The following is a 13359-nucleotide window of genomic DNA, read 5'->3' as shown; positions in this document are numbered from 1 at the left end:
TACCCTCCCTGACTACCAGACGTAGGCGATGACTTCGCCGCCCACGCCGCGCTTGCGAGCCTGGCGGTCGGTCAGCAGGCCCTGGGACGTGGACACGATGGCCACACCCAGGCCGCCGAGGACTCGCGGCAGCTCAGTGGACTTGGCGTAGACCCGCAGGCCCGGCTTGGAGACGCGGCGGACCCCGGCAAGGGAACGCTCACGATGCTCGCCGAACTTCAGGTCGACGACAAGCTTCTTGCCGACTTTGCCTTCCTCGGGCTCCTCGACACGCCAGTCGGCGATGTAGCCCTCCTGCTTGAGGACCTCCGCGATGGAGGCCTTCATCTTGGAGTGGGGCATGGCCGTGGTGTCGTGGTAAGCCTGGTTGGCGTTCCGCAGACGCGTCAGCATGTCCGCGATCGGGTCGGTCATTGTCATGCTTGTGTTTTACCTTTCTCGCTCCGGTTCCCCCGAGGTGACACGGGGGCCTGTAGCGATCGATATCCAGCTACCAGCTGGCCTTGTGGACGCCTGGCAGCTCGCCGGCGTGGGCCATTTCGCGGACGCACACACGGCAGAGGCCGAACTTGCGGTAGACCGCCTTGGGGCGACCGCACTTCTGGCAGCGGCTGTACGCGCGCACGGCGAACTTCGGCTTGCGCTTCGCCTTCGCGATGAGGGCTTTCTTCGCCATTACTCGTTCTCCTTGAACGGGAAGCCGAGGAGCTTGAGCAGCGCCCGGCCTTCGTCGTCGGTCTTCGCGGTGGTGACCACCGTGATGTCCATGCCGCGCACCCGGTCGATCTTGTCCTGGTCGATCTCGGGGAACACCGCCTGCTCGGTCAGACCGAACGTGTAGTTCCCGTTGCCGTCGAACTGCTGGTCCGACAGGCCGCGGAAGTCACGGATGCGGGGCAGCGCGATCGACAGCAGCCGGTCGAGGAACTCCCACATGCGGTCGCCGCGGAGGGTGACCTTCGCGCCGATCGCCTGGCCCTCGCGCAGCTTGAACTGCGCGATGGACTTCTTGGCGCGGCGCACGATCGGCTTCTGCCCGGTGATCGTCGCCAGGTCCTCAAGCGCACCGTTGATGAGCTTGGAGTCCCGGGCGGCCTCGCCGACACCCATGTTGACCACGATCTTCGTCAGACCGGGGATCTGGTGGATGTTGCCGTACTTGAACTGCTCGGTCAGCTGCGGCCTGATGTCGGACTTGTAGGTCTCCTTCAGGCGCGGAGCGATCTTCTCTGCAACGTCAGTCATTACAGGTCCTTACCCGTCCGCTTCGAGACGCGGACCTTGCGGCCGTCGTCGCCGCGGCGGTATCCCACGCGAGTGGGCTGGTTGTCCGCGTCGAGCACCATCACGTTGGACACGTGGATCGACGCCTCCTGGGTGACGATCCCGCCGGTGCGCGAACCGCGCGCCGTCTGTCCGGCCTTGGTGTGCTTGGTGATCCGGTTGGCACCCTCGACGAGCACGCGCTCGCGGTCGGGGTACGCCTCCAGCACCAGGCCCTCGGCTCCCTTGTCCTTGCCCGCGATGACGCGGACCCGGTCGCCCTTCTTAACCTTCATCTCTTACAACACCTCCGGCGCGAGAGAGATGATCTTCATGTACTGCTTGTCGCGCAGTTCCCGGGCTACGGGTCCGAAGATGCGAGTCCCTCGCGGTTCGCCGTCCTTGACGAGGACGGCGGCGTTCTCGTCGAACTTGATGTACGAGCCGTCCGGGCGGCGGCGCTCCTTGACGGTGCGCACGATGACAGCCTGGACGACATCGCCCTTCTTGACACCGGCACCCGGGATGGCGTCCTTGACGGAGGCCACGATCGTGTCGCCGATACCGGCATAGCGTCGGCCGGAGCCGCCCAACACCCGGATGCACAGGATCTCCCGCGCACCGGTGTTGTCGGCGACCTTCAGCCGCGACTCTTGCTGAATCACGTCCCGATCTCCCTACTTGGCCTTCTCAAGGATCTCGACGACCCGCCAGCGCTTCGTCTTCGACAGCGGCCGGGTCTCCATGATGGAGACGCGGTCGCCGACGCCGCACTGGTTGTTCTCGTCGTGGGCCTTGTACTTCTTGGTGGACCGGAGCACCTTGCCGTACAGCGGGTGCTTCTTGCGGTCCTCGACTTCGACCACAGCGGTCTTGTCCATCTTGTCGCCGACGATGACGCCCTCGAGCACCTTGCGCCGGCCGCGAGTGATTGCTTCCTCGCTCATTCTTCAACCTCCTCCGGCGTGGCGCTGAGGCCCAACCGGCGCTCGTTCATGACGGTGTAGATCCGCGCGATCTCCTTGCGGACCAGGCCGAGCATGTGGTTGTTCTCCAGCTGCCCGGTGGCTCCCCGGACGCGCAGGTTGAACAGCTCTTCCTTCTTGTCCAGGAGTTTCGCCTGGAGCTCCTTGTCGCTGAGCTCGCGGAGCTCACCGGCGTCGATACCAGTAGCCATCACTACTCACCTGCACCTTCACGCGTCACGATGCGGCACTTCATGGGCAGCTTGTGAATAGCGCGCATGAGGGCCTCGTGGGCGATGGTCTCGGTCGGGTACGAGATCTCGAACATCACGCGGCCCGGCTTCACGTTGGCGACCCAGAACTCGGGCGAGCCCTTACCGGAACCCTGACGGGTCTCGGCCGGCTTCTTCGTGATGGCGCGGTCCGGGAAGATGTTGATCCAGACCTTGCCGCCACGCTTGATGTGGCGGGTCATCGCGATACGAGCCGCCTCGATCTGGCGGTTGGTCACGTAGCTGTGCTCCAGCGCCTGGATGCCGTACTCGCCGAACGTCACTCGGGTGCCGCGAGTCGCCTTGCCCTTGCGCTTGGGCGCGTGGGGCTTGCGGTAACCGCGCGGCGGTTTCCGTGGCATGAGCATGTCGCTTAGCCCTCCTGCTTCTTCGTCTCGGCGGTCCCGGCGGGGCCGACCTCGGGGGCCGGCGCGGCCGACTCGCCCGAAGGCTGAGCGCCCTGCGGCGTGCCGGTGTTCGCGGTGCGTCCGCGGTTGCCGCGGCCTCCGCGGGCACGGCCGCCGGGACGTCCGCCCCGGTCACCGCGGTCGCCGCCGGTGTCGCGGCGGCGCTGGACCTGCTCGGCCTGCTCCTTGAGCGTGGCCTCGCCCTTGTAGATCCACACCTTCACGCCGATGCGGCCGAAGGTGGTGTGGGCCTCGAACAGGCCGTAGTCGATGTTCGCGCGGAGCGTGTGCAGCGGGACCTGGCCCTCGCGGTACTGCTCCGAACGGCTCATCTCGGCACCGCCCAGACGGCCGGCGCACTGGACCTTGATGCCCTTGACCGTCGGGTTGCGCATGGCCGACTGAATGGCCTTGCGCATGGCGCGACGGAAGTTGACACGGCTGGCCAGCTGCTCGGCGACGCCCTGGGCGACGAGCTGAGCATCGACGTCGGGGTTCTTGACCTCGATGATGTTCAGCTGGACCTGCTTGCCGGTCAGCTTCTCCAGACGACCGCGCAGCCGGTCCGCCTCGGCGCCTTTACGGCCGATGACGATGCCCGGGCGGGCCGTGTGGATGTCGACGCGGACCCGCTCGCGGGTGCGCTCGATGTCGACCTTGCTGATCCCGGCGCGCTCAAGGCCCTTGGTCATGAGCTGGCGGATCTTCACGTCCTCGCCGACGTAGTCGGCGTATTCCTTGTCGGCGTACCAGCGCGACGTCCAGTCACTGCTGATGCCGAGGCGGTACCCGTGCGGGTGAACCTTTTGACCCATTAGTCGGTCTCCTCCTTCTCAGCGGACTCGTTGGACTTCTCGCTGGTCTCGGCCGGCTTCTCGGCCTTCGGCTCCGCCTTGGCGGCGGCCTTGGGCCGACGGATCGAGCCCGTGTCGACCGGGGCGGCCTGGACGGACTCCACCACCACGGTGATGTGGCTGGTGCGCTTGTTGATCCGGTAGGCGCGGCCGTGGGCGCGGGGGCGGTAGCGACGCATCGTCGGGCCCTCGTCGACCTTGATCTCGGAGATCAAGAGCGACTCCGGGTCGAGGCCAAGGTTGTTCTCCGCGTTGGCCGAAGCCGACGCGATCACCTTGTAGACGATCTCGGCCGCGCCGTAGGGCGCGAACTCGAGGGTCGTCAGTGCCTCGTCCACGGGCAGGCCACGCACGAGGTCGACGACGCGGCGCGCCTTGCGCGGAGCGACGCGGACATACCGCGCCGACGCGCGCGCCTTCGGAGCCTCCTGCTCCAATGTTGCCATCGTTCTAATCCTTCGTTCGTTATCTCGGTGCCCGTGGCCTAACGGCGACGGCTCTTGCGGTCGTCCTTGTCGTGCCCGCGGAACGTGCGGGTCGGCGCGAACTCGCCGAGCTTGTGCCCGACCATGTTCTCGGTGACGTACACCGGAACGTGCTTGCGCCCGTCGTGGACTCCGAAGGTCAGCCCGATGAAATCGGGCGTGATCGTGGAGCGACGCGACCAGGTCTTGATGACGGTCTTCGACTTGGACTCGGTCGCCGCGTCCACCTTCTTCTGCAGGTGGTCGTCGACGAACGGCCCCTTCTTCAGGCTGCGACCCATGATTACCTACCCCGCTTCCGGCTGGCCTTGCGACGACGGACGATGAGCCTGTCGTTCGGGTGTTTCTTCTTCCGGGTGCGACCCTCCGGCTTACCCTGCGGGTTCACCGGGTGACGACCACCGGAGGTCCGGCCCTCGCCACCACCGTGGGGGTGGTCGACCGGGTTCATGACGACACCGCGGACGGTCGGGCGCCAGCCCTTCCACCGCATGCGGCCGGCCTTGCCCCAGTTGATGTTCCCCTGTTCGGCGTTGCCGACCTCGCCAACGGTGGCGCGGCAGGTCGCCTGGACCAGGCGGATCTCGCCGGAGGGCATGCGCAGGTGCGCGTACTTGCCTTCACGTGCGAGCAGCTGGATCGACGCGCCGGCGCTGCGGCCCAGAGCGGCACCGCCGCCGGGCTTGAGCTCCACCGCGTGGACCGTCGTACCGACGGGGATGTGGCGCAGCTCCAGCGAGTTGCCCGGCTTGATGTCGGCCTCGGGGCCGTTCTCGATCCGGTCACCCTGCTTGATGCCCCTGGGGGCCAGGATGTAGCGCTTCTCGCCGTCGGCGTAGTGCAGCAGCGCGATGTTGGCGGTGCGGTTGGGGTCGTACTCGATCTCCGCGACCTTCGCCGGCACGCCGTCCTTGTCGTGGCGACGGAAGTCGATCACGCGGTAACGGCGCTTGTGGCCGCCACCGCGGTGACGGGTCGAGATCTTGCCCGAGTTGTTGCGGCCGCCGGTCTTGGTGATCGGGCGGACGAGCGACTTCTCGGGCGTCGAGCGCGTGATCTCGGCGAAGTCGGAGACGCTGGAACCACGACGCCCGGGCGTCGTCGGCTTGTACTTGCGAATAGCCATATCGGTTTACTCCCTGCGTCCCTACGAGATCTGTCCGCCGAAGATCTCACCGAGACGACCGGGGTCGCCCTCGACGGTGACGATCGCGTGCTTGACGCTCTTGCGCTGTCCCCAGCCGTCACGGGTCCGCTTGCGCTTGCCGTCACGGTTCAGGGTGTTGACGCTCTTGACGTCCACACCGAAGATCTGCTTGATCGCGATCTTGATGTGGCTCTTGTTGGCGCGCGGGTCGACCTCGAAGGTGTACTTGCCCTCACCGAGGAGGGTGTAGGTCTTCTCCGAGATGACCGGCTTGATGATGATGTCGCGCGGGTCGGCGACGGTCACTTCGCTCATGCCGCGACCTCCTGCTCGGTCCGGTCAGCGATGAACGCCTCGAGGGCGGCCTCGCTGAACACGATGTCCTCGTTGTTGAGCACGTCGTAGGTGTTGACCTGGCCCCAGTCGAGGATGTGGACCTCGGGGAGGTTCCGCAGGCTCAGCTGAGCGACGGACTCGTCGCGCGAGAGCACCACGAGCACCTTCGCGGACTCGGTGTTCGCCGCGATGGCCGCCTTGGCGTCCTTGGTCTTCGGGGTGTCCCCGTCGACGAAGGAGCTGACGACGTGCACGTTGCCGCCGCGCACGCGGTCGGTGAGCGCGCCGGCCAGGGCTGCCGCCTTCATCTTCCGCGGGGTGCGCTCGGCGAACGACCGCGGCTTGGGGCCGTGGACGACGCCGCCGCCGGTGAACTGCGGGGCGCGGATCGAGCCCTGACGGGCGCGGCCGGTGCCCTTCTGGCGGTACGGCTTCTTGCCGCCGCCGCGGACCTCGGCGCGGGTCTTGGTGTTCGCCGAGCCGGAGCGCGCGGCAGCGAGCTGCGCGGTCACGACCTGGTGCATGAGCGGGATGTTCGGCTCGACGTCGAAGATCGACGCCGGGAGCTCGATGGTCTTCCCGGTCTCCTTGCCAGCGGCGTCTTTGACTTTGATTTCAAGGCTCATTGCTAGGCCACCTGCTTCACTGCGCTGCGAACGAGCACCAGGCCGTTTTTGGGGCCGGGAACGGCGCCGACGATGAGCAGCAGCCCGCGCTCGGCGTCGACCGCCTGGATGCGCAGGTTCTGCGTCGTGTGGCGCGCGCCGCCCATGCGGCCGGCCATGCGCATGCCCTTGAAGACGCGACCGGGCGTGGCGCAGCCGCCGATCGAACCGGGGGCGCGGTGGACCTTGTGCGTACCGTGGCTGGCGCCGAGGCCGCTGAAGCCGTGACGCTTCATGACGCCGGCGAAGCCCTTGCCCTTGGTGGTGCCGGTGACGTCGACCAGGTCGCCGGCCTCGAAGATCGAGGCGTCGATGGTCTGGCCGAGCTCGTAGTCGGCGGCGTCCGAGGTGCGCAGTTCGACCAGGTGGCGACGCGGAGCGACGCCGGCCTTCTCGAAGTGGCCCTGAATCGGCTTGGTGACGTTCTTGAGTTTGACGTCGCCGAAGCCCAGCTGCACAGCCGAGTAGCCGTCGACGTCCGGTTTACGAATCTGGGAGATGACGTTCGGCCCGGCCTGCACCACAGTGACGGGTACGGCGCGGCCGTTCTCGTCCCAAACCTGGGTCATGCCGAGCTTGGTGCCCAGGATTCCCTTGATCTGCCTGTCCATTGGTGCCCCTACAGCTTGATCTCGATGTCGACGCCGGCCGGCAGGTCGAGGCGCATCAACGAGTCGACCGTCTTCGGGGTCGGGTCGAGGATGTCGATGAGCCGCTTGTGCGTGCGCATCTCGAAGTGCTCGCGCGAGTCCTTGTACTTGTGCGGCGACCGGATAACGCAGAAACGGTTGATCTCAGTCGGCAGCGGCACCGGCCCCGAGATGGCAGCCCCGGTACGGGTGACCGTCTCCACGATCTTGCGGGCCGAGGAGTCCACGACCTCGTGGTCGTAGGCTTTCAGCCTGATGCGGATCTTCTGTCCCGCCATGGTTCCTTACCTAACGTAAATTGGCTGTTGAGACCGCTCCACGCGGTCGGGCGTGTCGCGAGCTTCAGACATACGTGGACACGACAGATCTCGTGTCTTGATGTCTTGGCTCGCCCGCCTGCCCGCCGTGAACGGTCCCTCTCGGCGCCGGTTGGTGCCTACTCGGGCCCGCGGGCCGGGCGTGAGCATCAGTGAGCGTATTGAAGACGCACTGATGCGAACGCAACCTCCCTATTATGCAGGTCCCCGCATTGCCTCGGCAAACCGGGGCGGAGACAGTGGGGCAGGTTACGCGTTCGGAGCAAAAACCGGGGAGACCCTCCTGGGTCTCCCCGGTCGGCGGTCTTACTTGACGACCTTGGTGACTCGGCCCGAGCCGACGGTGCGGCCACCCTCGCGGATCGCGAAGAGGAGACCCTCGTCCATCGCGACCGGCTGGATGAGCTCGACCTTCATGTCGGTGTTGTCACCGGGCATGACCATCTCGGTGCCCTCGGGGAGGGTCACCACACCGGTCACGTCCGTGGTGCGGAAGTAGAACTGCGGGCGGTAGTTGTTGAAGAACGGCGTGTGACGCCCGCCCTCGTCCTTGGACAGGATGTAGACCTGCGCCTCGAACTCGGTGTGCGGGGTGGTGGTGCCGGGCTTCACGACGACCATGCCGCGCTCGACCTCTTCGCGCTTGGTGCCGCGGAGCAGGAGCCCCACGTTCTCACCGGCGCGCGCGTCGTCGAGGGTCTTGCGGAACATCTCGATCGCGGTCACCTTGGTGTTGATCGAGCCTTCCTTGATGCCGGTGATCTCGACGTCCTCGTTCGGGAGCAGGACACCGCGCTCGACGCGGCCGGTCACGACGGTGCCGCGGCCGGTGATCGTGAAGACGTCCTCGACGGGCATGAGGAACGGCTTCTCGGTGTCGCGCTCGGGCTCGGGGATCGACTCGTCGACGGCGGCCATGAGCTCGGCGACCTTCTCGACCCACTTCTCTTCGCCCTCGAGGGCGCCCAGAGCGGAGACCTGAACGACCGGGGCGTCGTCGCCCGGGAAGTTCTGGTCGGACAGCAGCTCGCGGACCTCCATCTCGACGAGCTCGAGGATCTCCTCGTCGTCGACCATGTCGGCCTTGTTGAGCGCCACGACGATGTAAGGCACACCGACCTGGCGGGCGAGCAGCACGTGCTCGCGGGTCTGCGGCATCGGGCCGTCGGCGGCCGACACGACCAGGATCGCGCCGTCCATCTGGGCCGCGCCGGTGATCATGTTCTTGATGTAGTCGGCGTGGCCGGGGCAGTCGACGTGCGCGTAGTGCCGGGTCTCGGTCTGGTACTCGACGTGCGAGATCGAGATCGTGATACCGCGCTGCTTCTCTTCCGGCGCGTTGTCGATCTCGTCGAACGGCGTGTACGGGTTGAGGTCCGGGTGCTTGTCGTGCAGGACCTTGGTGATGGCGGCCGTGAGCGTGGTCTTGCCGTGGTCGACGTGACCGAGCGTGCCGATGTTGACGTGAGGCTTAGTCCGCTCGAACTTTTCCTTAGCCACTTCGTCCTCCTGTGGACTGAATAAATCTGGATTGACTTAACTGACCCATTGCGTCGCGGATGCCCCGCCGGCAACAGGTGGGTTCACGGGTGGGAGGGCAGGCTTGCCCTCCCGGCCCGATTACTCGCCTGTCGCCTTGGCGATGATCTCCTTGGCGACGTTCGCCGGGACTTCGGCGTAGGTGTCGAACTGCATTGAGTAGTTCGCGCGGCCGGCCGTCTTCGACCGGAGGTCTCCGACGTAGCCGAACATCTCCGACAGCGGCACCTGGGCCTTGACCGTCCGGTCGTTGCCCCGCTCGCCCATTTCCTGGACGAGGCCGCGCCGCGAGTTGATGTCGCCGATGACATCGCCCATGTTCTCTTCAGGGCAGATGACCTCGACGGCCATCATCGGCTCGAGCAGTACTGGCTTCGCCCGCTTCGCGGCCTCTTTCAGCACCATCTTGCCTGCGATCTTGAAGGCCATCTCCGAGGAGTCGACCTCGTGGTACTGACCGTCGGTCAGTTCCAGCTTGATGCCCACCAGCGGGTAGCCCGCCAGGACACCGTCCGGCATCGCGTCCTCCGCGCCGGACTTGACCGACGGGATGTACTCGCGCGGGATGCGACCACCGGTGATCTGGTCGTCGAAGGCGAAGGTCTCGCTCTCGTTGGAGTCCATCGGGAGCGGCTCGACGTTGACGATGACCCGCGCGAACTGACCGGAACCACCGGTCTGCTTCTTGTGCAGGTATTCGATCTTCTCGACCCGCTGGGTGATGGTCTCGCGGTAGGCCACCTGCGGCTTGCCGATGTTGGCCTCGACGTTGAACTCCCGCTTCATGCGGTCGACCAGGATGTCGAGGTGCAGTTCGCCCATGCCGGAGATGATCGTCTGGCCGGAGTCCTCGTCGGTCTTGACCCGGAACGTCGGGTCCTCCTCGGCGAGGCGCTGGATCGCGGTGGCCAGCTTGTCCTGGTCGGCCTTCGACTTCGGCTCGATGGCCACGTCGATGACCGGCTCGGGGAAGATCATCGATTCCAGGATGACCTGGCTGTTCGAGTCCGTCAGCGTGTCACCGGTCGTGGTCTGCTTGAGACCCTGGATCGCGATGATGTCGCCGGCCTGCGCCTCCTTGCGCTCCTCGCGCTTGTTGGCGTGCATCTGGTAGATCTTGCCGATGCGCTCCTTGCGGCTCTTGGTCGAGTTCATGACCTGCGTGCCGGTCTCGATCGTGCCCGAGTAGATCCGGGCGTAGGTGAGACGACCAAGGTGCTTGTCGGTCTGGATCTTGAACGCCAGGGCGCTGAAGGGCTCCTCGACGTCCGCGTGACGCTCGGCCGGGGTCTCGTTGTCGAGCAGGGTCCCCTGAATGGCCGGGATGTCCAACGGAGAAGGCAGGTAGTCGACCACCGCGTCCAGCAGCGGCTGCACGCCCTTGTTCTTGAAGGCCGTGCCGCACAGGACCGGGTTGATCTGGTTCGCGATGGTGCCCTTGCGGATCGCGGCCCTGACCTCGGCTGCGGTGATCTCTTCGCCAGAGAGGAACTTCTCGGCGAAGTCGTCGTCGCAGTCGGCGAGGGTCTCCAGGAGCTTCTCGCGGTACTCATCGGCCTGCTCGGCCAGCTCCGCGGGAATCTCCTCAGTCTCGTACTCCTCGCCGAGGCCGGTCTCGCCGCGCCACACCTTCGCGTTCATCTCGACCAGGTCGACGACGCCGATGAAGTCGGCTTCGTTCCCGATCGGCAGCTGAATCACCGCGACGTTGGAGTTCAGGCGCTCGGTCATCATCTCGACGCAGCGGAAGAAGTTGGCTCCGGTGCGGTCGAGCTTGTTGACGAAGCACATGCGCGGAACGCTGTACTTGTCGGCCTGCCGCCAGACGTTCTCGGTCTGGGGTTCCACGCCCGCGACACCGTCGTAGACGGCGATCGCGGAGTCGAGGACGCGCAGGGATCGCTCGACCTCGACGGTGAAGTCGACGTGGCCGGGCGTGTCGATGATCTGGATGATGTGGTCGGACCACTCGCATTTGGTAGCAGCGGAGGTGATGGTGATGCCCCGCTCCTGCTCCTGCTCCATCCAGTCCATGGTGGCGGCGCCGTCGTGGACCTCACCGATCTTGTGCGAGACACCCGTGTAGTACAGGATGCGCTCGGTGGTGGTGGTCTTGCCGGCGTCGATGTGGGCCATGATGCCGATGTTGCGGAGCTTGGCCAGGGCCTCGTTCGCTTTATTAGCCACGATTGCCTTCTCTTGAGGTCACTACCAGCGGTAGTGGGCGAATGCCTTGTTGGAATCGGCCATCTTGTGCGTGTCCTCGCGCTTCTTCACCGCGGCGCCTAGGCCGTTCGAGGCGTCGAGGATCTCGTTGGTCAGCCGCTCGACCATGGTCTTCTCGCGGCGGTCGCGCGAGAAACCGACCAGCCAGCGAAGACCGAGAGTGGTGGCGCGCTGCGGACGGACGTCGACCGGGACCTGGTAGGTCGCGCCGCCGACTCGGCGGGAGCGGACCTCGAGGGTCGGCTTGACGTTGTCCAGGGCGCGCTTGAGGACGACCACGGGATCCTGGTCGGCCTTCTGGCGGCAGTTCTCCAGGGCTTCGTAGACGATGCGCTCGGCGAGGCGGCGCTTGCCGTCCTTGAGGACCTTGTTGATCAGCTGGGTGACGAGCACCGAGTTGTACACCGGGTCAGCAGTCAGCGGCCGACGCGGCGCTGGGCCTTTACGTGGCATGTGTCTACTTCTCCTTCTTCGCGCCGTAGCGGCTGCGCGCCTGCTTGCGGTCGCGGACACCCTGGGTGTCGAGCGCGCCGCGGATGATCTTGTAACGGACACCGGGGAGGTCGCGGACACGACCGCCGCGCACGAGCACGATGGAGTGCTCCTGGAGGTTGTGGCCCACACCAGGGATGTAAGCGGTGACCTCGGTGCCGTTCATGAGCCGGACGCGGGCGACCTTGCGCATGGCCGAGTTCGGCTTCTTGGGCGTGGTGGTGTACACGCGCGTGCAGACCCCGCGGGCCTGCGGGCTGCCCTTCAGCGCGGGCGTCTTGTTCTTGCTGGCCTTGGCCTTGCGGCCTTTGCGGACCAGTTGCTGGATGGTTGGCACTGAGCCGAACCCCTCTCAACGCGTTGACTGGTTGCGTATTCCTGACTGAGCGGCGCCATCTGAAAAGCCTGCTCAGCTGAGCAGGTTCCCGGCCCCCGCGTTCGGGCGTGTCACGTCTCTCCGGACCCATACCGGCCGCTAGGCAAAGTGAACTTCGCCGTTCGGGCAGGTTCAGACGCGTTCGTGAGCGAATCTCTGGCGAGACTGACTATAGGAGTCGATATTCACGAAGCCCCCAGTGCGAGGGTGTGCGTGCCGATGACGCCAGGTGACGCGGCCTAATGAGGGCCTTGCCGCCTTGCAGGCACGCAACCTGGCCTGGCTCTCACGGGGACCGAGCTGCCGGAGTAGACAGGGCCACCATGCCGCTCAAAGCGGTGTCCAGGCGCAAGGGAGAAGCCTACCTAGCCTAACGAACGGCGTCAAAGCCGATTTCGGGCCACAAGACATCCGTGTTCAGAGTCACGGAGGACGGTGGAGCGAAGGGCACTGGCGCGTTGTTCATTCGGTGCGGTAGACACACCGTGGCCTATCTTAGCTCGTGGAACGCCGATGGAACGAGGGGGCCGCCTCGGAGCGGGAGTATCCCGCCTCACGCTCCGAGCAGTGCGGCCGCGATGTCGGGGTTGTAGCTCGTGTCCCCCGCCGAACGGGCGGCGGCGATGGCCCAGACCAGCAGCATCGCGATGACGGCCGCCGCGGCGATCCCGAGCGCGATCCACGCGAGGCGGCGGATGCGCGGCAGTCGGCCGGCGCCGAGGAGGAAGCCTTCCGAGGCGCGGATGTCGGCCTCGGCCTGGCGGGCGAGCATGAGCGCGAGCAGCGCCGGGATCGCGCCGCCGACGAACGGCGAGAAGACGACCGCCAGGACCGCGAGCGTGAACGCGGCAACGACCTTGGTCGACTCCACCGGGTCGGGATCGTCGGGATGCCGGTACCCGTCCCCCTGCTGCGTCTCGATCACGCACCCATCCTATTGCGGTCGCACGCTCCGCGAAGACTGGGGAACATGTCTCCGATGAACGCCGAGCCGACCGAGGAAGGGCTCATAGAGCAAGTACCGGGCCGCCTGAGCGACCTCCGAGGACGCGGAGCTTCGCGACTCGGTCGCCGGCGACGGCCTTGACGGCGAGCGCGCCCGAGACCGTCAGTCGAACACCGAGCATTGGCGGCTCGGACGCTCCGCCGGTTTCTTGTCGGTCGTCACGAGCGGGCAGCCGAGGCGTCCGCCCAAGGCGATGAACGCGGCGTCGTAGGGCCTCGCCCGGGGCCCGGCCGCGAATCGCGGAGGCCGCTTCGACCGAGACATGTTCAGGGGCGTGCCAGTCAGGGTCCTCGGTGAGCGGCATCCTCGCTCGGGAACGTGGCCGAGCGACACGGAGCGCGCAAGGCGAGGGGCCCGCC

The 13359-nt window shown here is 66.3% G+C and carries 21 protein-coding genes; all 21 read right to left on the bottom strand.

Annotation, left to right across the window (positions count from 1 at the left end):
* Window positions 1-12: 12 nt before the first annotated feature.
* A complete protein-coding gene (gene rpsH, locus ACYVK3_RS04070; RefSeq protein WP_460495977.1) occupies window positions 13-420 on the bottom strand; it encodes a 30S ribosomal protein S8 in 408 nt (135 codons plus the stop codon).
* 70 nt (window positions 421-490) lie between these two features.
* A complete protein-coding gene (locus ACYVK3_RS04065; RefSeq protein ID WP_460495976.1) occupies window positions 491-676 on the bottom strand; it encodes an uS14 family ribosomal protein in 186 nt (61 codons plus the stop codon).
* On the bottom strand, window positions 676-1245 hold the full coding sequence (rplE, locus tag ACYVK3_RS04060; RefSeq protein ID WP_460495975.1) for a large ribosomal subunit protein uL5: 570 nt from the start codon (window positions 1243-1245) through the stop codon (window positions 676-678). Before rplE ends, ACYVK3_RS04065 begins: the two co-directional genes overlap by 1 nt.
* Window positions 1245-1559: a 50S ribosomal protein L24 gene (gene rplX, locus ACYVK3_RS04055; RefSeq protein WP_460495974.1), complete on the bottom strand. Its 315-nt coding sequence runs from the start codon at window positions 1557-1559 to the stop codon at window positions 1245-1247. Before rplX ends, rplE begins: the two co-directional genes overlap by 1 nt.
* Before the next feature lie 3 nt (window positions 1560-1562).
* Complete coding sequence (rplN, locus tag ACYVK3_RS04050) at window positions 1563-1928, bottom strand: 50S ribosomal protein L14 (protein ID WP_026929006.1); 366 nt, start codon at window positions 1926-1928, stop codon at window positions 1563-1565.
* A 12-nt stretch (window positions 1929-1940) separates the two neighbouring features.
* Complete coding sequence (gene rpsQ / locus ACYVK3_RS04045) at window positions 1941-2210, bottom strand: small ribosomal subunit protein uS17 (RefSeq protein ID WP_460495973.1); 270 nt, start codon at window positions 2208-2210, stop codon at window positions 1941-1943.
* Window positions 2207-2440: a 50S ribosomal protein L29 gene (gene rpmC, locus ACYVK3_RS04040; protein WP_026929004.1), complete on the bottom strand. Its 234-nt coding sequence runs from the start codon at window positions 2438-2440 to the stop codon at window positions 2207-2209. Before rpmC ends, rpsQ begins: the two co-directional genes overlap by 4 nt.
* 2 nt (window positions 2441-2442) lie before the next feature.
* Window positions 2443-2868 (bottom strand): large ribosomal subunit protein uL16, encoded by a 426-nt coding sequence (rplP, locus tag ACYVK3_RS04035; protein WP_460495972.1) that lies wholly within the window; start codon window positions 2866-2868, stop codon window positions 2443-2445.
* 5 nt (window positions 2869-2873) lie between these two features.
* Window positions 2874-3722 carry a small ribosomal subunit protein uS3 gene (rpsC, locus tag ACYVK3_RS04030; RefSeq protein ID WP_460495971.1) on the bottom strand — a complete coding sequence of 283 codons (849 nt, stop codon included), beginning with the start codon at window positions 3720-3722 and terminating at the stop codon, window positions 2874-2876.
* Window positions 3722-4207, bottom strand: a complete 486-nt coding sequence (gene rplV / locus ACYVK3_RS04025) for a large ribosomal subunit protein uL22 (RefSeq protein ID WP_460495970.1) — start codon at window positions 4205-4207, stop codon at window positions 3722-3724. The genes rpsC and rplV overlap by 1 nt, the downstream gene beginning before the upstream one ends.
* A 38-nt stretch (window positions 4208-4245) precedes the next feature.
* Window positions 4246-4527, bottom strand: a complete 282-nt coding sequence (gene rpsS / locus ACYVK3_RS04020) for a 30S ribosomal protein S19 (RefSeq protein ID WP_460495969.1) — start codon at window positions 4525-4527, stop codon at window positions 4246-4248.
* A gap of 2 nt (window positions 4528-4529) precedes the next feature.
* The gene (gene rplB / locus ACYVK3_RS04015; protein ID WP_460495968.1) at window positions 4530-5372 is read right to left on the bottom strand and encodes a large ribosomal subunit protein uL2; all 843 of its coding nucleotides are present in this window, start codon (window positions 5370-5372) and stop codon (window positions 4530-4532) included.
* Between the two features lie 21 nt (window positions 5373-5393).
* The gene (gene rplW, locus ACYVK3_RS04010) at window positions 5394-5708 is read right to left on the bottom strand and encodes a 50S ribosomal protein L23 (RefSeq protein WP_026928998.1); all 315 of its coding nucleotides are present in this window, start codon (window positions 5706-5708) and stop codon (window positions 5394-5396) included.
* Entirely contained in the window at window positions 5705-6355 is a 651-nt protein-coding gene (gene rplD / locus ACYVK3_RS04005; protein ID WP_460495967.1) for a 50S ribosomal protein L4, read from the bottom strand. Before rplD ends, rplW begins: the two co-directional genes overlap by 4 nt.
* Window positions 6356-6357: 2 nt before the next feature.
* Entirely contained in the window at window positions 6358-7005 is a 648-nt protein-coding gene (gene rplC, locus ACYVK3_RS04000; RefSeq protein ID WP_460495966.1) for a large ribosomal subunit protein uL3, read from the bottom strand.
* An 8-nt stretch (window positions 7006-7013) separates the two neighbouring features.
* Window positions 7014-7322 (bottom strand): 30S ribosomal protein S10, encoded by a 309-nt coding sequence (gene rpsJ, locus ACYVK3_RS03995; protein ID WP_026922761.1) that lies wholly within the window; start codon window positions 7320-7322, stop codon window positions 7014-7016.
* 345 nt (window positions 7323-7667) lie between these two features.
* Complete coding sequence (gene tuf / locus ACYVK3_RS03990; protein WP_460495965.1) at window positions 7668-8861, bottom strand: elongation factor Tu; 1194 nt, start codon at window positions 8859-8861, stop codon at window positions 7668-7670.
* 120 nt (window positions 8862-8981) lie between these two features.
* The gene (gene fusA, locus ACYVK3_RS03985) at window positions 8982-11036 is read right to left on the bottom strand and encodes an elongation factor G (protein WP_460496264.1); all 2055 of its coding nucleotides are present in this window, start codon (window positions 11034-11036) and stop codon (window positions 8982-8984) included.
* 72 nt (window positions 11037-11108) lie between these two features.
* Entirely contained in the window at window positions 11109-11579 is a 471-nt protein-coding gene (rpsG, locus tag ACYVK3_RS03980) for a 30S ribosomal protein S7 (RefSeq protein WP_241378624.1), read from the bottom strand.
* Between the two features lie 4 nt (window positions 11580-11583).
* Window positions 11584-11955: a 30S ribosomal protein S12 gene (gene rpsL, locus ACYVK3_RS03975; RefSeq protein ID WP_241378625.1), complete on the bottom strand. Its 372-nt coding sequence runs from the start codon at window positions 11953-11955 to the stop codon at window positions 11584-11586.
* Window positions 11956-12547: 592 nt separating this feature from the next.
* On the bottom strand, window positions 12548-12919 hold the full coding sequence (locus ACYVK3_RS03970; protein ID WP_460495964.1) for a hypothetical protein: 372 nt from the start codon (window positions 12917-12919) through the stop codon (window positions 12548-12550).
* Window positions 12920-13359: the final 440 nt, after the last annotated feature.

This window comes from Glycomyces tarimensis, assembly GCF_054776215.1.
This window is presented reverse-complemented; position numbering and strand designations above follow the sequence as displayed.

Coding starts and splice junctions, on each gene's coding strand:
- rpsH (WP_460495977.1), bottom strand. CDS start 420: ATGACAATGACCGACCCGATCGCGGACATGCTGACGCGTCTGCGGAAC.
- ACYVK3_RS04065 (WP_460495976.1), bottom strand. CDS start 676: ATGGCGAAGAAAGCCCTCATCGCGAAGGCGAAGCGCAAGCCGAAGTTC.
- rplE (WP_460495975.1), bottom strand. CDS start 1,245: ATGACTGACGTTGCAGAGAAGATCGCTCCGCGCCTGAAGGAGACCTAC.
- rplX (WP_460495974.1), bottom strand. CDS start 1,559: ATGAAGGTTAAGAAGGGCGACCGGGTCCGCGTCATCGCGGGCAAGGAC.
- rpsQ (WP_460495973.1), bottom strand. CDS start 2,210: ATGAGCGAGGAAGCAATCACTCGCGGCCGGCGCAAGGTGCTCGAGGGC.
- rpmC (WP_026929004.1), bottom strand. CDS start 2,440: ATGGCTACTGGTATCGACGCCGGTGAGCTCCGCGAGCTCAGCGACAAG.
- rplP (WP_460495972.1), bottom strand. CDS start 2,868: ATGCTCATGCCACGGAAACCGCCGCGCGGTTACCGCAAGCCCCACGCG.
- rpsC (WP_460495971.1), bottom strand. CDS start 3,722: ATGGGTCAAAAGGTTCACCCGCACGGGTACCGCCTCGGCATCAGCAGT.
- rplV (WP_460495970.1), bottom strand. CDS start 4,207: ATGGCAACATTGGAGCAGGAGGCTCCGAAGGCGCGCGCGTCGGCGCGG.
- rpsS (WP_460495969.1), bottom strand. CDS start 4,527: ATGGGTCGCAGCCTGAAGAAGGGGCCGTTCGTCGACGACCACCTGCAG.
- rplB (WP_460495968.1), bottom strand. CDS start 5,372: ATGGCTATTCGCAAGTACAAGCCGACGACGCCCGGGCGTCGTGGTTCC.
- rplW (WP_026928998.1), bottom strand. CDS start 5,708: ATGAGCGAAGTGACCGTCGCCGACCCGCGCGACATCATCATCAAGCCG.
- rplD (WP_460495967.1), bottom strand. CDS start 6,355: ATGAGCCTTGAAATCAAAGTCAAAGACGCCGCTGGCAAGGAGACCGGG.
- rplC (WP_460495966.1), bottom strand. CDS start 7,005: ATGGACAGGCAGATCAAGGGAATCCTGGGCACCAAGCTCGGCATGACC.
- rpsJ (WP_026922761.1), bottom strand. CDS start 7,322: ATGGCGGGACAGAAGATCCGCATCAGGCTGAAAGCCTACGACCACGAG.
- fusA (WP_460496264.1), bottom strand. CDS start 11,036: ATGGCCCACATCGACGCCGGCAAGACCACCACCACCGAGCGCATCCTG.
- rpsG (WP_241378624.1), bottom strand. CDS start 11,579: ATGCCACGTAAAGGCCCAGCGCCGCGTCGGCCGCTGACTGCTGACCCG.